This is a genomic window from Haloferax sp. KTX1, from assembly GCF_902410085.1.
Classification (GTDB): domain Archaea; phylum Halobacteriota; class Halobacteria; order Halobacteriales; family Haloferacaceae; genus Haloferax; species Haloferax massiliensis.
Window position 1 is genome coordinate 1 of sequence record NZ_CABPRH010000009.1, and the last position, 19,096, is coordinate 19,096.

Annotated in this window: 11 protein-coding genes; 6 read left to right on the plus strand and 5 right to left on the minus strand. The window is 69.5% G+C overall.

Annotated features, from left to right (window positions below; genetic code table 11):
* Positions 1–40 precede the first annotated feature (40 nt).
* The 4 genes from queC (at position 41) to FY251_RS14000 (ending at position 4,844) form a co-directional block, all read left to right on the plus strand.
* Complete coding sequence (gene queC, locus FY251_RS13985) at positions 41–793, plus strand: 7-cyano-7-deazaguanine synthase QueC (RefSeq protein ID WP_148415601.1); 753 nt, start codon at positions 41–43, stop codon at positions 791–793.
* Positions 794–889: 96 nt separating this feature from the next.
* A complete protein-coding gene (locus tag FY251_RS13990) occupies positions 890–1,642 on the plus strand; it encodes a class I SAM-dependent methyltransferase (RefSeq protein ID WP_148415603.1) in 753 nt (250 codons plus the stop codon).
* Positions 1,643–1,720: 78 nt separating this feature from the next.
* Positions 1,721–2,602: a DMT family transporter gene (locus FY251_RS13995; protein WP_148415605.1), complete on the plus strand. Its 882-nt coding sequence runs from the start codon at positions 1,721–1,723 to the stop codon at positions 2,600–2,602.
* 118 nt (positions 2,603–2,720) lie between these two features.
* Complete coding sequence (locus FY251_RS14000; RefSeq protein WP_148415607.1) at positions 2,721–4,844, plus strand: response regulator; 2,124 nt, start codon at positions 2,721–2,723, stop codon at positions 4,842–4,844.
* A 42-nt stretch (positions 4,845–4,886) separates the two neighbouring features.
* Here the strand turns inward: FY251_RS14000 and FY251_RS14005 are convergent, their stop codons facing one another.
* Both FY251_RS14005 and FY251_RS14010 read right to left on the minus strand, forming a co-directional pair.
* On the minus strand, positions 4,887–5,369 hold the full coding sequence (locus FY251_RS14005) for an SRPBCC family protein (RefSeq protein WP_148415609.1): 483 nt from the start codon (positions 5,367–5,369) through the stop codon (positions 4,887–4,889).
* Between the two features lie 116 nt (positions 5,370–5,485).
* The gene (locus tag FY251_RS14010; RefSeq protein ID WP_148415611.1) at positions 5,486–10,021 is read right to left on the minus strand and encodes a glycoside hydrolase family 15 protein; all 4,536 of its coding nucleotides are present in this window, start codon (positions 10,019–10,021) and stop codon (positions 5,486–5,488) included.
* A 174-nt stretch (positions 10,022–10,195) separates the two neighbouring features.
* On the opposite strand from FY251_RS14010, the gene malA reads away from it, so the two are divergent.
* The gene (gene malA / locus FY251_RS14015) at positions 10,196–12,235 is read left to right on the plus strand and encodes an alpha-amylase MalA (RefSeq protein WP_305037587.1); all 2,040 of its coding nucleotides are present in this window, start codon (positions 10,196–10,198) and stop codon (positions 12,233–12,235) included.
* A gap of 362 nt (positions 12,236–12,597) precedes the next feature.
* Entirely contained in the window at positions 12,598–13,896 is a 1,299-nt protein-coding gene (locus FY251_RS14020) for an MFS transporter (RefSeq protein WP_187367418.1), read from the plus strand.
* Positions 13,897–13,975: 79 nt separating this feature from the next.
* Here the strand turns inward: FY251_RS14020 and FY251_RS14025 are convergent, their stop codons facing one another.
* The 3 genes from FY251_RS14025 to FY251_RS14035 are packed head-to-tail and all read right to left on the minus strand — an operon-like array spanning position 13,976 to position 19,087.
* Positions 13,976–16,327: a glycosyltransferase family 39 protein gene (locus FY251_RS14025; protein WP_148415614.1), complete on the minus strand. Its 2,352-nt coding sequence runs from the start codon at positions 16,325–16,327 to the stop codon at positions 13,976–13,978.
* Between the two features lie 2 nt (positions 16,328–16,329).
* A complete protein-coding gene (locus tag FY251_RS14030) occupies positions 16,330–17,502 on the minus strand; it encodes an ABC transporter ATP-binding protein (protein ID WP_148415616.1) in 1,173 nt (390 codons plus the stop codon).
* On the minus strand, positions 17,492–19,087 hold the full coding sequence (locus tag FY251_RS14035) for an iron ABC transporter permease (RefSeq protein WP_148415618.1): 1,596 nt from the start codon (positions 19,085–19,087) through the stop codon (positions 17,492–17,494). The genes FY251_RS14030 and FY251_RS14035 overlap by 11 nt, the downstream gene beginning before the upstream one ends.
* Between the last annotated feature and the right edge of the window lie 9 nt (positions 19,088–19,096).

Genomic DNA, 19,096 nt, shown 5'->3' on the forward strand with positions numbered 1-19,096 from the left:
AACCGACTCCGAACGCCCCCCGAACCAGTCCACGACAACGATGACTCACGATACTGATACCGACGTCGATACCGAGACCACGTCCGACGAGAAGCGCGCCGTCGTCCTCCTCTCCGGCGGCATGGACAGCGCGACGACCGCCTACGAGGCCAAGCAACGCGGCTACGAACTCTACGCGCTCCACACCTCCTACGGCCAGAAGACGGAGTCGAAGGAGTACGACTGCGCCCGCGCGCTCGCCGACGAACTCGACGCCAGCGACTTCCTCCACATCGAGACGAGCCACCTGAAACAGATCGGCGCGTCGTCGCTCACCGACGACTCGATGGCCGTCGCCGACGCCGACATGGACGCCGACGAGATTCCGACCTCGTACGTCCCCTTCCGCAACGCCAACCTCCTGTCGATGGCCGTCTCGTACGCCGAGGCGAACGACTGCGACGCCGTCTTCGTCGGCGCGCACTCCGAGGACTACTCGGGCTATCCCGACTGCCGCCCCGAGTTCTTCGACGCCTTCGAGGCCATGGTCGACGTCGGCACGAAGCCCGACACGACCATCTCGCTGGAAGTGCCGTTCGTCCACGACTCGAAGACCGACATCGCCCGCCGCGGCCTCGAACTCGGCGTCCCCTTCGAGCACACGTGGTCCTGCTACCGCGCCGAGGAACCGGCCTGCGGCACCTGCGACTCCTGTGCGTTCCGCCTGCAGGCGTTCCAGAACCTCGGCGAGCGCGACCCGATTCCGTACGCCGAGCGCCCGGAGTACGCGGACGCTGACGCGGACGCGTCGTAGCGCCCCTCTGCCCGCCGCCGACGCGGACAGCCCTTCGCCCGCGTCCCGACCTGTCTCCTCGCGTCCCTTTTTCACCGACCTGCGCGAACCCCGACCATGAGCGACGAGAAACGCCGAACCGCCGCCCAGTTCGGAAGCGCCGCCGAGTCGTACTTCGACAGCGAGGTCCACCGCCTCGGCGAGGACCGCGAGACGCTCGCGTCGTGGTGCCGCGGCGCGACCCGCGCGCTCGACGTGGCGACCGGGGCCGGCCACACCGCGGGCGCGATAGCCGACGCGGGGGTCGGCTCTGTCGTCGCGGCCGACGCCGCCCCGGAAATGGTCGCCACCGCGGTCCGAGAGTACCCCGTCGCGGGCGTCGTCGCCGACGCGGAGCGCCTTCCCTTCGCGGACGATTCCTTCGACGCGGCCGCCTGCCGCATCGCCGCGCACCACTTCCCCGACCCCGAGGCGTTCGTCGCCGAAGTCGCGCGCGTCCTCGACTCCGGCGGCGTCTTCGCCTTCGAGGACAACGTCGCGCCCGAGGACGCGTCCCTCGCGGAGTTCCTCAACGGCGTCGAGGTGCTCCGCGACCCGACCCACGTCGAACTCCACCCGATTTCGCGGTGGCGCGAGTGGTTCGAGGCCGAGGGCCTGTCGGTCGAGGCGGTCGAGACCGCCGCCATACGCCTCCGGTTCGACCCGTGGACCGAGCGGACGAACGTCTCGCCCGCGGACCGAGACGAACTCGAACGTCGCTTCCGCGAGGCGTCCGACGAGACGAAAGCGCTGTTCGACGTGGAGTTCGACGGCGACTCCGTCGTTTCGTTCGCCAACCCGAAGGCGCTGATTCGAGCGCGGAAGGAGTAGGTGAGCAGGCTCGCCGCTTCGGTCCCGCGACCCGCCGAGACCCACAAACGGTAAGCGGACCCCCCGCGACGTGGGGGTGTGTCAACGCCCGACTCCGAGGCCCCGATCTCGCCGCTCGCGGGCCTCGGCATCGCCGTCCTCGCGGTGAGCACGAGCGCCATCCTCGTCCGCTGGAGCGCCGCGCCGAGCCTGATAAAGGCGTTCTATCGGGTCCTGTTCACCGTGGCGCTCCTCGCGCCCGTCGCGCTCGTCCGCCACCGCGACGCGCTGGCGACCATCTCTGGGCGCGACCTGCTGGCGGCCGGGGGCGCGGGCGTCGCGCTCGCGGCCCACTTCGCGTCGTGGTTCGAGAGCCTCAACCACACGACGGTCGCCGCGAGCGTCACGCTCGTGCAGTCCCAACCGCTTTTCGTCGCCGTCGGCGCGTGGGCCGTCCTCGACGAGCGCGTGAGTCGCCGCACCGCCGCCGGCATCGGCGTCGCGCTCGCGGGCATGGCGCTCATGTCCGTCTCCGACTTCCTCACCGCCGGCGGCGCGCCGCGGCCGCTTCTCGGAAACGGACTGGCGGTCGTCGGAGCCGTGACGGCGGCCGCCTACGTCCTCACGGGCCGAAGCGTCCGAAGCAGGGTTTCTCTCGTCCCCTACGTGGTCGTCGTCTACACGGTCTGTGCCGCCGCGCTCCTCGTCGTCGCGGTCGGCCGGGGCGACCCGCTTACCGGCTATCCGCCCCGCGAGTGGCTCCTGTTTCTCGGGATGGCCGTCGGGCCGGGCATCTTCGGTCACACCGTCATCAACTGGGCGCTCGCCCATCTCGAATCGAGCGTCGTCTCCGTCTCGCTCCTCGGCGAACCCGTCGGCAGTACGATACTCGCGCTCTTTCTCCTCGGTGAGATTCCCACGCTCCCGACGGTTCTCGGCGGGGCTGTCGTCCTCGGCGGCATCTATGTCAGCGCGTCCTGAACGGCGCTCTCTGCGCTGGCTCCTCCGATTCAGAACCCGGACTCGAACTCGCTGCATCAGTTATCGGCGGTGATAACCGCGTCACAACGCTCATTATGATGAACGGCCGCTACACGGTATGGACGACGGGTCGGGGGCGGACGTACGCGTCCTCCACGTCGACGACGAACCCAGTCTGACGGACCTCGTGTCGATTTACCTCGAACGCGAGGCCGGCGACGTCGACCTGTCGGTCTCGACGTCGAACTCGGGGGCGGACGCCCTCGAACGACTCCGACAGGAACGACTCGACTGCGTCGTTTCGGACTACGACATGCCCGATATCGACGGACTGGAGTTCCTCCGCGCGGTCCGCTCCGAACACCCCGACCTCCCTTTCATCCTCTTCACCGGCAAGGGCTCCGAGGAGGTCGCCCGCGACGCCTTCCGCGTCGGCGCGACCGACTACATGCAGAAAGACACCGGCACCGACCAGTACACCGTCCTCGCCAACCGCGTCGTCAACGCCGTCTCGCAGTACCGCGCGAAGGCGGCCTCCGAGCGCTACGGCACCGCCATCGAGGTGCTCGACAGCGGCGTCTACTCGCTCGATTCTGCGGGGCGTTTTACCTCCGCCGACGGCGTCTTCTGCGACCTCACCGGCTACGACCGAGAGGCCGTCATCGGCCGGGAGTTCGCCGACCTCGCCGCCGAGTCCGACGACGAGATTCGCGCCGCCTTCGAGCGGGTCGTCGCCCCTGACGCCCCCGACACGGAGCGCTTCGAGACGGTGCTGTCGCCCGGCCCGGCGTACCCGCACGACGACGACCTCCTCTGTGAGGGCCACCTCGCGCTCCGCCCCACCGAGGACGACGAACCCGCGGTCATCGGGACGCTACAGGACGTGACCGAGCGCCGCCGCCGGCGGAACCGACTGCGCTACGAGACGCGCCTGAAAGACGCCGTCTTAGACACCTCCACGTCGCTGATGAGCGCCGAGACCGACGAGATCGGCACGAAAATCGAGTGGACGCTCCAGTCGGTCGGCGAGGTGGCCGACCTCGACCGCTGTTCGGTCTACCTCTACGACGACGAGACGAACGTCGCCGCCCGGATGCACGACTGGCGCGGCGGCGACCGACGCGACCACCCCGAGCGCGTCGCCCTCGAAGACGCCCGCTGGTTGCTCGAACGACTCCACCGCTTCGAGAACGTCCGCCTCCATCGCGTCTCGGACCTCCCGCCCGAGGCGTCGGACACGAAGCGCGTGCTCACCGACGCCGAGACCGGCGGCTTCGTCGCCGTGCCGATGGTGTCGAAGTGGGCGCTCGTCGGCTTCGTCGTCTTCGACGTGGTCGAGACGAGTCGCTCGTGGACCGACACCGAGGTCGACCTCCTGCGCTCTGTCGGGAACAACGTCACGCACACGCTGGCCCGTCAGCGACGCGAGCGCGAGCTCCAGCGGCAGAACGACCGCCTCGAAGAGTTCGCGTCGGTCGTCTCCCACGACCTCCGGAACCCGCTCAACGTCGCCAAGGGGTTCGTCGAACTCGCCCGCGAGGAAGACGACGTGACCTATCTCGACCGCGCACTCGACGGCGTCACCCGGATGGACACGCTCCTCAACGACGTGCTCACACTCGCCAGACAGGGACGAACGGTCGGCGAGACGCGCTCTATCGCCATCGAGAACGTCGCCGAGCGGGCGTGGAAGGCGGTCGACACCGGCGACGACGCGGTGCTCGTCGTCGAGGACGGCCTCGGGTCCACGCAGGCCGACCAGGGGCGACTCCAACAGGCGTTCGAGAACCTGTTTCGGAACGCGGTGGAACACGGTTCCACAGGCAACCGGACTGCGTCCGGTGACGCCGTCGAGCACGACTCGACGGGCAGTCGGACCTCATTCGACGACGCCACCGCTACCGATACGTCCGCCACCGGTCCCTCAGATTCCGAGCCGACGATGAGCGCGACCGACGAACTCATCGTCCGCGTCGGCCCCACCGAGACCGGCTTCTACGTCGCCGACGACGGCCCCGGAATCCCGGACGCCGAGCGCGAAACCGTCTTCGAGCACGGCCACACGACCTCCGAGTCCGGCACGGGCTTCGGCCTCTCTATCGTCGAGAGCATCGTCGAGGCCCACGGCTGGGACATCGAAGTGACCGCCCCCGAACCCGACCTCGGCGGCGCGCGCTTCGAGTTCGACATCGGCGGCGTCCGCTCCGAGGTCGAACCGCGCTTTTCGCTCAGCGACGACTGAGCCGTCGGCGCGGCCGCCCCCCCGTCCCCGTCCTGCGGTCTCTCATTCTTCCAACAGTCGCTTCGTCTCGGCGTGACGCCCGCGGAACATCCCCTCGAAGCCGACGCCGCCGAAGACGCCCGCGAGGTCGCCGAGCGGGCCGAACGGGAGTCGGTACTCGACGCGGTCTTCGAGTACCGTCTCGTCGCCGTCGGCGACGAACCGGTGAGTGTGGACCCACCGCGGGAAGGGGCCGCCGACCATGTCGTCGCGGAACCACGCCGTCGTCTCTCCGGCCTCGCGGTCGAGGATGCGCGAGGTCCAGCGCTGGCGCGGGCCGACGCCGAACAGTCGCATCGACATCTCGATTTCCGTCCCGGAAACGAGTTCGTCGGGGTCGTCCTCGCCGTCGGGGCCGCGGACCGACTCGATTTCGAGGTGCATCCACGCCGGGGTGAGCGCCTCCAGTCCGGACGCGTCCGAGTGGAACTCCCAGACGCGTTCGAGCGGTGCGGCGATGCGGGTTCGACGCTGGTAGACCGGCATACCCGACCGTTAGGCCGGAGACGGAAAAGCGGTGCCGGCGGAATCGGTCGAAAACAGAAAAGCGTCGCCGACCGCGAGGCCGAGGCCGAGGTCGGCGGCCGGTCGGTCGCGCCGCCTCAGAGCGTGAAGCGCGAGACGGTCGTGCCGGCCTTCGTCAGGTCCTCGTGGGTCGCCGCGGCGACGGTCACCTGATTCTCGCCGTACTCGATGGCGACCTCGACCTCGAACGATTCCCCGTCGGGTTCGACGAGCCGGGTCTCGCCGGGTGTCTTGACCGCGACGACGGCGGCGTCGGTCTGCCCCGAGACGACGAGTTTGTCGCCCTTGAAGCGCGTGCTCACGCGGAGGGTCGGTCCGTCCGGGCGGTCGGACTCGACGTACCGCTCGCGGAGGAACGCGGGCGTCTCGACGGGTTCGCCCGCGTCGACGCCGTGGGCGAGGCGGACGAACTGGGCCATCGACCACGCAAGCGGGGTCGCGCTGCCGGTGCCCTCGCCGAACTCCCAGTTGTAGTCGGTCGCGTGCTCGCGGTCCCAGACCTGCTCTGCGAGCATGCGGCCGGAGTTGGCGAAGGCGGCCATCGTCCGCAGCAGGTTGTCCGGTGCGAGGTCGCCCTCCTCGGTTCCCGCGAGCAGTTCGTACTCGCCGCGCTCGCCGGTGAAGATTGGCCACAGGCGGCCTTTCCCCTTGGCGTCGACGGACCACGGCGCGCCCTCCTCGTCGCGCTCGCGCTCGCCGTAGCCGTCGCCGTTGTACCGGTAGAACGCCGGTCCGTGGGGCGTGTCGACGCGGATTGTCTCGTCGACCTCCTTCACGGAGTTCCGGATTATCTCGTCGTCGGCGGGCTTGATACCGAGGCGAGTCAGTTCGAGGAAGCCCGCGTCGATGATTTCGCGCTCGTCGAGCGTCGGGCCGTTGTTCGCCAGCGTCCGCAGGTGCCCGGCGTCGGGTTCGCCGTCGCGGGTGATGCGGACGTAGTACGGCGTGTGCGTGTTGCGGTCGGTGCCGGTCCGCGTCGCGGTCCAGTCGTCGACGCGCTCGGTCCAGTCGTCGGCCAGCGCCAGCCAGACGAGCGCGTCCTCGGCGTGGCCCTCGTCGAGCGCGACGGCCGCCGCGCAGCCGAGGCCGGCGATCTCGGCCGCGATGGACGACGGCGAGTAGCCGGCTTCCTCCTCCCAGCGCTCCTGTGCAGTCGGCGGCCCGTTCCGCGCGACGTAGTCCGCGGAGTGCTTGACGTTCTCGTAGCCGTAGGCCACGTCGTCGAAGGCGACGCCGCGCTCGTGGAGCATGTACGCCATCACCTGCGGGAACGAGATGTTGTCCATCTGCTCGCCGCCCCAGCGGGTCCGCCCGTTGAGGTAGGTGTTCTGCGGGATGAAGCCGCGGTCGTCCTGCTGGTAGGTGTAGATGTACTCCAGCGCGTCGATGGCCGTCTCGACGTCGCCGACGGCCTCGAAGACGGTGAAGACCTGATAGAGGTCGCGCGACCAGACGAAGTTGTAGCCGTACCCCTTGGGCTCCTCGGCGGCGACGGCCTCGCCCCACGGGACCGACGGCGAGGCGAGCCCCGCGCCGAGGTAGGTCTTGTCCTCGACCGCCCGCAGGCTCATGAGCGCGGTCTTGTACTGCGCGGCGAGGTCGTCGTCGTCGGCGACGGAGCCGGGGAGTTCCTTGTCGGCGAGGAAGTCGGCCCACGAGTCGACGTACGCCGACCGGGCCGTCTCGTAGCCGCGGGTGAGCGCGCCGGCCGCCTCGCCGAGCGCGGCGGCGGTGTCGGCGTGTTCGGCGAAGCCGAGCGCCAGCGTCTCGCCGAGTTCGTCGCCCGTGCCGATGCGCCCGACGAGCACGACGTTCTCGTCGTCGACACGCTCTTGGGCGCCCGGGAGTTCGCCCTTCGAGAAGAAGTCCGCGAGATACCGCGAGCCGGCGACGCCGACGGTCGCCCACTCGAACCGGCCGGCGGCGGTGAGCGCGATGGCGACGCTGTACTCCCTGCCGTCCCGGTCGATGAGAAGCGGTTCGTGGCCGTCGCCGGCGTCGAACGCGCCCGCGTCGCGGGCGACGAGGTGGTAGCTCCCGAGCTGGCCGAGGCGGATGCCGCGGTCTTTCGTCCCGGTGTTCGCAAGCGCCGTGTCGGCGATGGTGTACAGCTCGTAGTCGTCGCCGTCGATGGACTCGAACTGCACGTCCGCGAGCATCGCGTCGTGTTCGGGGTCGAGGACGTACTCGACGGTGAGCTCCCATTCGTGGCCGCGGCCGTCGCCCGTCTCGGTGACGACGTGGCGGAAGACGAGCGCGTCGTCGTCGACGATTTCGGCCCGGCGTTCGACCGTGTCCGCGTGGTCGTCGCGGCGGGTCTCGTTGTGGGTCCGCGCCGTGTACTCGTCGTTCGGGTCGGCGTCGACGACGAGGAAGTCGAGCGTCCGGAGGTTCATCAGGTCGACCCGCGGGAAGCGGACCTCGGTCAGCGCGCCCTCGGTCAGGGTGAACCAGACGCGCGAGGGGTCGTCGGCGTAGTGGTCGGCGACGGTGCCGATGCCGTACTTCTCGCCGGTCGTCCACCGCGGCCGGTTCTCCGGGCCGGTCGGCGCGGGCTTCGGCGCGGGGAGCGCGTCGATATCGGCGAGGATGGCGGTCGTCTCCATCCGGATGGCGTGGGGCCACCCCAGCGGCGTCGCGCTGTCGAAGCGCCCGTCGTCGAACACCTGCTCCGCGAGGTAGCCCGCGTCGGTCGTGAAGGGGCCGTCGGGCTGGAGCAGTTCGTAGAGGTTCGTCGCGCGCTCGACGAACCGGCGGCCGTCCTTCCCGAGGCGGTCGCAGAGGACGCCGAACTTCGCGGCGGCGTTCGCGCCCCACGCGGTCGAGACGGACCAGACCTTCTCGCCGTCCTGCCCGTCGGCGCGCCAGTAGTCCTCTTCGAATCGGACCAACCCGGCGACGTCGCCGCGGGGGTTCCGATAGAGCCCCTTCAGCGTCGCGGCCATGTGCTTGACGAGTCGGTCGGCGGTCTTCCCCTCGACCTCCTCGATGTCGGCGTAGGCGTCGACGGCGTCGACGAGGGCGAACGTGGAGGAATCGAGGCGGTCGTCGAGGTCGCCGTTCCGGTCGATGCGGAGGGCGTACACCTCGCGCTCGTCGGACCAGAGCTCGTCGAGCCCCTCGTACACCGCGGTCGCCTGCTCGGCGGCGTGCTCCCGGAGGTCGTCGTTCACGGGCGCGGTGGCGACCGTGGCGTACGCTTGGAGGAACGTCGCGGCCGTGTGCGTGAACCGGCCGCTCATGTTCTCCCACGCGTTCTGACAGGGCTTCGGGAGCCCGTCGGATTCGAGACTGCTGTCGATTCCCGAGACGCCCGCCGCGACGGTCGAGCGGATGCGCCCGACGAGTTCGTCGTCGAGTTCGTCGCGGCGCTCGGCGAGGAGCGACGCGAGCGCGGCGACGACGCTCGCCGTCTGGTCGGCCTGATACTCCTCGTCTCCGGTGCCCTCGACGCGGCCGTGCGCCCAGCCGGGGGCGACGGTCCCGTCGACGGCCCAGACGCGGTGGGGCCACGTGCCGTCTTCGAGTTGCGTCTCGCAGTAGAACTCCGCGCTCGTCGCGAGGCGGTCGCCGAGGCCGAGGTCGAAGGCGTCGTCGGCGTGCGCGAGCGCCTGCGTGACCTCGGCGTCGTCGCGGAACCACGTGTAGCCGTAGCCGCCGGAGTGGGCGTAAAACGGGTCGAACTCGGGGCCGGCGATGCGCGCGCCGCTGGGGGCGGTCAGAAGCGACAGCGCCCGGAGGTCGGCGCGGACGATTCGCTCGCGCGGTGTCCCGTCGGGGACGAACACCTCGGCCTGCTCGCGGGCGGCGTCGCGGAGCGCGTCCGCGGTCGCGTGCTGGACCGAGCAGTGTCGGAGGTCGGCGAGGGCGTCGGTCCGCGCCATCTCGTTGTGGTCCGAAAGCTGGGTGACGAGGGTGGTCCGCGCGGCGCGGCCCTCCTGTTCGAGCGGGGCGCTGACGACCACGTCGCCCGAGAGGTGGGTGTCCTCGTAGCGGTCGAGGACGGCCTCCCGCGGGAAGTCGAAGACGTCGTCGGAGAGAATCTCGTCGAACCGCTCGGGAATCTGGCCGCGAACGTCTGTCAGCCCGGTCGACGCGGTGACGTAGTCGTGTTCGTTCCGGTGGAACACCTCGACCGCTTGGGTGTCGTTCGGGCCGCCGGCCTCGTGGATGAGGCGGCCGACCCGCGTCTCTCGGCCCTCGGGGGCGAAGGTGAGAAACGCGGTCAGGTGGGCGTCGGTCGGAATCGCACCGCGGAGTTCGACGTGGGTCACGTGGGCGCGGCCGAGGGTCAGGTCGTACTGGTGGACGGTGTACTCCCCGGCGTCGTACTCGGTCTCGACGAGGCTCGTCTCCCGGTAGTAGTGCTGCCGCACGGACTCCAGCTCGTCGAACCAGTGCGTCTCGCCGTCCGTCTCGATGCCGAACCGAGAGCGGTCGATGCCGTAGAGGCCCGAAAGCGAAGAGGAGTAGTCCCGGAGGGAGCCGTCGAGGCCGACGTAGACGAGCCGGTCCCCGTGGCCCGAAAACGCGCCGTCCGAGGTCTGACACTCCTCTGGGAAGCGTCCGCCCCGGTCGCGTTTGTATTCGTTTAACGCGGTCCGAAGTCGCATAGAGGTAGACGAGGGTCTCGAACCATAAGTATTGGCCGCACGTTTGCCATCATTTATGCCTGTATACCGACGAATTCGGGAGACGCCGAGGCGACTCGGTACGACCCGTCTCTCACCGGAACGCCGGTTCCATCAGGGGTAAACTCAAAGTCACCCGGCACGTTCATTGTGAGTATGCAACACCCAGGACCGCCGCAGTTCATGGCTGTCGGCGAGTCGGTACAACTCGCGCCTCGCGACCCGGACCCCGACGCCGACTACGCGTGGCGGGTTCGGAGCGCGCCGGTCGCCAGCAGCCTCGAACTCGACGAAGACACCGCAGTCGTGCAGTTCACGCCCGACGCGGCCGGCCGGTACGTCGTCGAACTCGACGCGCCCGACGTGACGTACGCGCTCACCATCCGCGTCTTTCCCGGTTCCTACCTGCCCGCCGGCTCGGTCAGGAGCGGCGCGAGCGGGATGAGCGGAATGAGCGGCTACAGCGGACAGAGCGGCTCCGCTCGCCCGACGGGGTTCAGCGGGGGCGCGTCCGGCTCCGGAAGCGGTGTCGGCGACGCCCAGCGAGGACGGGGCGGCCGCCCGCGCATCAGGCTCGACGCGACCGTCGAAGACGGCGTCGTCGTCGTCCGCGCCGACCCGCGACCGAACCCCGACAGCGACACCGACCGCGACGACCTCGTGGTCGAGTTCGTCGTCGACGACCGCGACGACGTTGACGACGCGGTCGTCGAGACCGACGGCTGGGAACTCCGCGTCCCGCTTTCGGAGATCGGCGACCGGCTTCGCGTCCACGCGGTCGCCCTCGACGAGACGTACAGCGTGCCCGACTCCGTGACCGTCGAACGCGAGGCCCTCGTCGACGGCGGGGTCGCCGAGGCGGAGACGGAGGGAGTACAGGCCGACGTGACGGGCCGCGCCGACGGCTCCGGCGCGCAGGAGGCGTCCGTTTCCGTCTCCCGGCCGAACGACCCGCCGCAGTGGGCCCGAGAGGTGACGCTGTACGAGATTTACGTCCGCGGCTACGCCTCGGACGTCGAGGACGCCGACAACACCTTCGAGGCGCTCGAAACGCGGCTCGACTACCTCGAATCGCTCGGCGTCGACTGCCTGTGGCTCACGCCCGTGCTGGAGAACGACCACGCGCCCCACGGCTACAACATCGTGGACTTCTACGACGTCGCCGAGGACCTCGGCACCCGCGAGGACTACGAGCGGTTCGTCGAGGCCGCCCACGACCGCGGCATGAAGGTGCTTTTCGACCTCGTGCTCAACCACTCCGCGCGCGCCCACCCCTTTTTCGAGGACGCCTACAAGAACCCCGACTCCGAGTACTACGACTGGTACGAGTGGCGGGAAGACGGCGAGCCGGGCACCTACTTCGACTGGGAGTACATCGCCAACTTCGACCACCGGAACCTCGACGTCCGGCGCTACCTGCTCGACGCGGTGGACCTGTGGGCCGAGGTCGTCGACGGCTTTCGCTGCGACATGGCGTGGGCCGTCCCCGACACGTTCTGGCAGGAGATTCGGGACCGCGTGAAGGCGAAAGACCCCGAGTTCCTGCTTCTGGACGAGACCATCCCCTACATCGCCGACTTCCACGAGGGGATGTTCGACATGCACTTCGACACGACGCTGTACTTCACGCTCCGGCAGGTCGGCCGCGGCGACGAGCCCGCAGAGCGCATCCTCGACGCCGTCGACCAGCGCACGCAGGTCGGCTTCCCCGACCACGCGGCGTTCATGCTCTACCTCGAAAACCACGACGAGACGCGCTACATCGTCGAGTGCGGCGAGGACGAGGCGCTGGCCGCCGCGGGCGCGCTGTTTACGCTCCCCGGCGTGCCGATGGTCTACGGCGGACAGGAGATCGGCCAGCGCGGCCGCCGCGATGCCCTCGCGTGGGACCACGCCCGCGACGACGTCCGCGAGCACTACGAGCGCCTCATCGAGGTCCGCGACGAGACGCCCGCGCTCCGGAACGGCGGGGCGTTCCGCCGCATCGACTACGAGGCCGACTCCGACCGCGCGGTCGCGTTCGTCCGCGACCACGACGACGGCTCGTACCTCTGTGCGCTCAACTTCGCACCCGGCGCGGCCACGGTCGACGTCGGCGACCTCGCGGTCGACGCGACGGACGTCGTCTCCGGCGACTCCGTCGCCGCCGAGGGCGGTATCCGCGTCGACGACGTGGTCGTCTGCCCGCTCGCGTAATCCCGGAACGCCGCGACCCGATTCCGACCGGGGTCGAACTCGCCGACGCGGCGGGACTCGCCGGGTGACACGAGCGTCTCGCGTCCGGGGAGACCCCACCACCAGATTCATACGCTCCCAACGTTTTTGGACGTATGTCCACAGTATCTCCCGGTATATTATCGGATAATATCGGTAATACACTCCATATTTGGTTCGATTCTCTAAACATTCGGTAGGTGTATATGGGACATTGTGGACAGCACTTTTCTATGATACCTCTGTGCTACTCGCTACATGATGTCCAAATCAATGCAGAATAACGGCGAAACTGTGCACAATTGTGCTACTCTTTCGGAGGTTTGCGTATGGGTCTCGTAAGGATGACCAAGTGGCGAACGCTCCTTCTCGCCACCATCGGGTTCAACTTCTCGTTTCTCATCTGGTTCTCGTTTGCGCCCTTCACGGGGCCGATGGCGGAGGAGTTCGGGCTTTCGCTCGCCGAAATCGGCATCTTAGCGAGCGCGGCCATCTGGCTCGCCCCGTTCGGCCGCATCCTGACCGGGTGGCTCTCGGACAAGTTCGGCGCGCCGGTCGTGTTCGCCATCGTCCTCGGCTACGTCGGGGTGTTCTCGATGGCGAGCGCCTTCGCCGAGAGCTACACCGTGTTCTTCGTCGAGCGCCTCATCGTCGCCACGGCGGGCATCACGTTCGTCATCGGCATCCAGCACGTCTCGGAGTGGTTCGAAGAGGAGAACCTCGGCATGGCCGAGGGCGTTTACGCGGGCGTCGGGAACGCCGGGGCCGCCGGCGGCGCGCTCATCCTGCCCCGCGTGTTCGGGGCGGACTGGAGCGGCCCGCTGTTCCAGACCAACTGGCGGGCGGCGTTCTTCTACACCGGCATCGTCTCGATTCTGCTCGCGGTCGCCTACTACCTCCTCGGCGAGGCCGCGGCGAACGACGAGCGCCGGCAGGCGACCGCCGACAACGCGACGCTCAAGCAGTGGGTCCACACCGCCACCCGGTACGGGACCGTCGCCCTCGCGCTGGCCTACGTCATGAGCTTCGGTCTCGAACTCTCGATGAACGGCTGGCTCGCGACCTACTACCGCGAGGCGTTCAACACGAACAACCTCGTGCTCGCGAGCACGTTCGCGGCCACGTTCTCCGTCGCGGCCGGCCTGCTCCGTCCCATCGGCGGCTACGTCAGCGACGTGCTGGCGCGCAGGGAGATGGACATCCTGCCCGTGTTCAAGGGTCGCTACCGCGAACAGTGGACGTTCGTGGCGCTGTCGTTCATCGTCGTCTCCATGCTCGTCATGACGCTCGCCGGCCTCTCGGGGACCGTCCTCATCGCGGTGGCCGCCGGCTTCATGGTCGGCATGGCCTGCGCGTTCGCCGAGGGCGCTATCTTCGCGCAGGTCCCCGCGATGTTCCCCAACAGCTCCGGGGCGGTCGCGGGCGTCGTCGGCGGCGTCGGCACCATCGGCGGCATCACCTACCCGCTCGTCTACTCGTCGGTGCTCCTGCCGAACCTGCACGTCGGCTACGCGCTCGTCGCGGCGACGATGGTTCCCATCGTCCTCCTGAACGCGTGGGTCTACCGCCCGCACATCGCGAAGCGCGCGACCGTCGACGGCTTCCTCGGCTCGTCGGGCTCGACCGGCCCGGCCGACGACTGAGCCGCCGACCGCGACGTTTCATTTCCATTTTTTCGCCCGACGCTCACCGCCCGCGAGCCGCCGGCTCTCGACGCCCGCCTCAGGCGACGCGCGCGTCGGTCTCGACCGAGACGCCGTCGAGGTAGTCGCCGTCGGGGCCGACCCACTCGCCTTCGGTCCCGCAGTCGGTTGTCAGCCGGCAGACGCGCGTCTCCGGCGGCCAGACGACGCGCACCTCGCCGCCCGAGCGCTCGACCGTCACGGTCTGTCGGTACGTGACCGTCTCGCCGAAGTCGCCGACGTAGGTCACCGCGAGGTCGACCTCGCTCGCGCCGGGCGGAATCGACAGTCGCTCGGGACCGGCGGCCAGCGGGCGGTTCGTCACGGCCACGCCGTCGGGCGAAAGCGACCACTCGACGGTCAGGTTCTCGGCCGTCGCGGCGTCGTAGCGGGCGTACCCCTCCTCGGTCTCGACGCGGACCGACGCCGTGTTCGCCCCCGCGGGCGCGCCGAGCGTCGTCGTCGCGTCGACCCGCTCGCCAGCGAGCACGTCGAGGCGGGTCAACTCCGGTTCGACCGACTCGGTTGCTCCGGTCCACGCTCCCCGATAGGTGAATCGATACGGCGTCCGGTTCGTCGCGCCGAGGACCGCGAAGTCCCGTTCGGCCCCGCCGTCGATGGCGTACACCACCGGGCCGTCGAACCCGGGGTCGTTGCGGAGCGTCTGGAAGGGATGGGCCGACCAGTCGCCGTAGGGGTCGGGGTGGAAGACGAGCGCCTTCGTGTCGTTGCCCGCGGCGGCCGGGTCACCGGCGACGCCGAGGCCGCCGTCACCGACTCCAGAACCGCCAGTACCGACACCCGGAACCGACGGCGTCAGCGGCGGCCGTTCGAAGCCGGCGTCGAGGAGCGGTTCGTAGGTCGCCGCGAGGTTCTCGGTTCGGAGCCGGTTTTCGTCGTAGGGGTCTTCGACGGCTCCGACCGTCACGCCGCCGGCGAACAGCGCCGAGACGAGAAGCACCGAGAAGACGACGCCGCGGGCCTCCGAGGCCGAAAAGCGGCGATGGGCCAGTCGACGGAGGAGGCGAGCGCCGGCGACGATTCCGGCCGCGCCGAACACCGCGAGCGGGACGAGCGCGTCGAAGTGGTAGAACGGGCCGAGGAGGTCGATGAGGCCGTTTCGGAGACCGTTGTGCGTCCCCCAGAAGGCGGCGTTGCCGACGAACACCGAGGCGAACACGCCCGCGACGACGCAGGCGAGGGCGTCGTCGGAGAGTTCGGCGAACGCGCGGTCTCGGCCGCCGAGTCCGTGGTGGCGGCGTCTCGCGCTCCCGCGGAGGTTTCGGCCGGTCTTGTGGCCCCACCAGCGGCGGGCGGTGACGCCGAGACCGAACACCGCGGCGACGGTGCCGAGCCAGCCCATCGGTCCCCAGCGCGTCGCGAGCATGTCGAGCGCTTCGACGGCCGTCTCGACGCCCATCGCGGGCGTGTAGGCGACCTCGTAACCGAGGATGGCCCGCTCGCCGAAGCCGATGCCGTCCCGCGGAGCGAAGGCGATGTACGGGAACGTGAGCGGGTCGCCCGTCACGACGGCGTTGTAGGCGAGCGTCAGGCCGACGAACGCGAGGCCGGGGAGCGCGATGGCGACGTACCGGCGGAAGACGACCCAACCGGTCCCCGCGCGCCGGGCGGTCGCCAGCGCCCACAGCGAGTGGGCGATGAAGGGCAGCGCGAACAGGACGGCGGTGTAGGGCCGGGCGAAGAACGCCGCGCCGACGAGCGCGCCGGCGACGACGGCGTAGCCCGAGGAGTCGCGGCGGGCGGCCCGGACGTAGCAGACGGCGAACCCGAGGTTGAGCATCGTCGTCGGCGCGTACGCGAGGAACGTCGCCGAGGTGATGAGAAACAGCGGCGAGAGGCCGAGCAGGCCCGCCGCGACGACGCCGGTCGTCCGGTCGAACGCGTCGGCCGCGAGGGTGTAGACCAGCGCGGCGGACACCGCGGCGACGGCTCCCAACACGAGGTTCGGAAGCCCGACCGCGAGGCCGACCGCGAACAGCGCCGGCACCGCCGGCGAGTACTTCGAGTAGAGCTGGACGCCGCCGGGGGCGCTCGGCGTCTCCTGCACCACGAAGAACCACGGCCTGACGGCTTCGGTCAGCGGGCCGGGGTAGAGGAACAGTTTCCCTTCGAGGAGCATCGCGGCCTGCGTGAGGTAGACGCCCTCGTCGTCGTTGACGGTGTGGTACGGAAAGAGGTCGACCGCGAGCCACGTCACGACGAGGCCGACGCAAAGCGAGACGCAGAGCGCGGCGAGTCGCCGCCGAGTCCGGGTACGGTCGATGTCGATGGTAAAATCGAAATCGAACGCGAGGCGGCGGACGGCGGCTCGAACCCGCCCGCCGAAGGGGAGCGACCAGCCGGTGTTCGAGTTCGAGTCTCGCCGACCCATCCTCAGTCCGAGTAGAGGCCGGTCTCGGGGCGCTGTTCGCGCGGGAACCACGCGAGTTCGTGGCCGGCGTCGAGCGTCACCTCGACGCAGCCGTCGGTCGGGACGGTCTCGTCGTGGTTGTGCATGCACAGCAGGTTGTCGCCGCCGTGGAGTTCGACCTCGTAGAGGATGGTGGGCCCGAGGTAGCGCTTGCCGACGACCTCGCCGTGGCCGTCGCCGCCGCCGTCGCAGGGGTGCGCCGACACGTCGTCGGGGCGGACGAGGATGTCGATGTCGGTGTCGTCGTACTCGGGCGCGAGGCCGTGAATCTGGTCGCGGCCGACCGTCCCGAGTTCGGTCTCGACCACGTCGCCCGCGATGCGCCCCGGCAGGAAGCCAGCGTAGCCGAGGAAGCCGGCGACGAAGCGCGATTCGGGGTGTTGGAACACCTGCTCGGGCTCGCCCACCTGTTCGAGGTCGCCGTCGTTCATCACGGCCACGCGGTCGGAGATGGACATCGCCTCCTCCTGGTCGTGGGTGACGGAGACGGCCGTCACGCCGGCCTCCTTGAGGATGCGGCGGACCTCCTCGCGCATCTGGACGCGGAGGTCCACGTCGAGGTTCGAGAAGGGTTCGTCGAGGAGCAGAATCGCGGGTTCGGGCGCGAGCGACCGCGCGAGAGCGACCCGCTGTTGCTGGCCGCCGGAGAGCTCGTCGGGGTAGCTGTCGCCTTGGGTCTCCAGTCCCACGAGGTCGAGGAGGTCGGCGACGCGCTCGTCGCGCTCGGACTCACTGAGGTCTTTCAGCCCGAAGGCGATGTTCTCGGCCGCGGTGAGGTGCGGGAACAGCGCGAACTCCTGGAAGACGACGCCGACGCCGCGCTCCTCGGGCGCGCGGAAGGTGTCGCCGCCGGAGACGACGTTCCCGTTCAGTCGGACCTCGCCCCCGTCGGGGCGGTCGAGTCCGGCGATGAGCCGGAGCGTCGTCGTCTTCCCGCAACCCGAGGGACCGAGCAGCGTGAGGATTTCGCCCTCCTCGACGCTGAGCGAGAGGTCGTCGATGACCGACTCGGTGCCGTAGGACTTCGAGACGCCGTCGAGTTCGAGGACGCCGGCGGCGTCGGCGTCGTCGGCCTCAGAGCCGGTGGATTCCGTGCGGTTCGAGCGGTCGGTGGTCGAGAGTGTGCTATTTGACATCGTATCCCTCTTGGGTGATGATGACGAGCATCGAGAGTCCGGAGACGAAAAGCAGGATGAACGCGGGCACGACGGCCTGGCCGAAGTAGCCCTGCTCGTAGGCCGTCCAGATGTGCGTCACGAGTGTGCTGAACCCCGAGGGGCGCAGCAGGAGCGTCGCGGGCAGTTCCTTCATCGTGGTCAGGAAGACGAGCGCCGCGCCGCCGAACAGGCCGGGCGCGACGAGGGGAAGCGTCACGTGACGGAACGCCCCCGACGGGGTCTCGCCGAGCGTCCGCGCCGCCTCCGGGAGCGCGGGGTCGACCCGGAGGAACGACGCCCGGAGCGACCCGATGGCCTGCGGGAGAAAACGGATGACGTAGGCGAACACGAGGAGGTAGAGCGTCTGATAGATGGGCGTCGCGTACGAGCTACCGAAGAAGACGAGCGCCAGCCCGAGGACGACGCCCGGAACCGCGTAGCCGACGTAGGTCGCGCGCTCGAAGACGGAACTGAGCCGCGAGGGGTGCCGCGCGGCGAGATACGCGACGGGCAGGCCGGCGAGCGTCGCCGCGCCAGCGGTCGCCGCCGCGACGAGGACCGAGTTGAACGCGTACTCGGGCTGGAACGCGAGCGACCCGCTCGTCGCGGCGACGCCCTGCGCGAGCCACGTGAAGAGGATGCCGAGCGGGACGACCAGCGCGACGGTGGCGACGAGCGCCGCGAAACCGAGCGCCGGGTACTTCCATCGGCCGAGCGGCATCGGGCTTCCCGAGCGCCCGCCGGTCGTCGTGCGCTCGTCGCCGCGAATCTTCGATTCGAGGGTCAAGATGAGGAGCGTCACGGCGATGAGTTGGAGCGACAGGAGCGTCGCGGTGTCGCGGCCGAACGCCCCGAACTCCACGTAGATGACGCGGGTGAAGGCGTCGAACCGCATGATGGCGGGCGTCCCGAAGTCCGAGAGGACGTACAGCGCCGTCAGGAGCGAGCCGGCGGCGACCGCGGGGCGAATCTGCGGAACGGTCACCCGCTTGAACGCCTCCCAGCGGCTGTGGTTCAGGGTCCGCGCGGCGTCGATGAGCGTGGTGTCCATCGACTTCAGCGCGGCCCGGGTGGTGATGAACACGTACGGGTACGTGTAGAGCGTCAGCACCAAAACGGCACCGGGTAATCCGTAGATTTCCGGGAGCGATTCGACGCCGAGCGGGGCCAAGAGCCGCTGGAACGCGCCTCGCGGGCCGAACGCCGAGACGAACGCGAACGCGCCGATGTAGCTCGGGATGACCAGCGGGAGCGAGACGACGACGGTCCAAAAGCGCCTGAACGGCAGGTCGGTCCGGACGGTGAGATACGCCAGCGGGACGCCGAGCCCGATGCACGCGGCGGTGACGAGCGTGACGAGGACGGCGCTGTTCAGGAACACTTCGACGGTCGTCGGCCGGGTGACGAGCGACACCGCCTCGGCGAACCCCACGTCGAGCGCGGTCCTGACGAGCCACAACAGCGGGACGACGACGGCGGCGGCGACGGCCCCGCTGGCGACGGTCAGACCGAGCGGTTGCTCGTCGTCTCCCCCACCGGTCCCCGTCTGCTGTTCGGTCGCCATGAGTGAGCT

What these genes read in the sequence shown, in the direction of transcription:
- malA (WP_305037587.1), top strand. Translation starts at nt 10,196, where the DNA reads ATGCAACACCCAGGACCGCCGCAGTTCATGGCTGTCGGCGAGTCGGTA.
- queC (WP_148415601.1), top strand. Translation starts at nt 41, where the DNA reads ATGACTCACGATACTGATACCGACGTCGATACCGAGACCACGTCCGAC.
- FY251_RS14000 (WP_148415607.1), top strand. Translation starts at nt 2,721, where the DNA reads ATGGACGACGGGTCGGGGGCGGACGTACGCGTCCTCCACGTCGACGAC.
- FY251_RS13990 (WP_148415603.1), top strand. Translation starts at nt 890, where the DNA reads ATGAGCGACGAGAAACGCCGAACCGCCGCCCAGTTCGGAAGCGCCGCC.
- FY251_RS14035 (WP_148415618.1), bottom strand. Translation starts at nt 19,087, where the DNA reads ATGGCGACCGAACAGCAGACGGGGACCGGTGGGGGAGACGACGAGCAA.
- FY251_RS14010 (WP_148415611.1), bottom strand. Translation starts at nt 10,021, where the DNA reads ATGCGACTTCGGACCGCGTTAAACGAATACAAACGCGACCGGGGCGGA.
- FY251_RS14030 (WP_148415616.1), bottom strand. Translation starts at nt 17,502, where the DNA reads ATGTCAAATAGCACACTCTCGACCACCGACCGCTCGAACCGCACGGAA.
- FY251_RS14025 (WP_148415614.1), bottom strand. Translation starts at nt 16,327, where the DNA reads ATGGGTCGGCGAGACTCGAACTCGAACACCGGCTGGTCGCTCCCCTTC.
- FY251_RS14020 (WP_187367418.1), top strand. Translation starts at nt 12,598, where the DNA reads ATGACCAAGTGGCGAACGCTCCTTCTCGCCACCATCGGGTTCAACTTC.
- FY251_RS14005 (WP_148415609.1), bottom strand. Translation starts at nt 5,369, where the DNA reads ATGCCGGTCTACCAGCGTCGAACCCGCATCGCCGCACCGCTCGAACGC.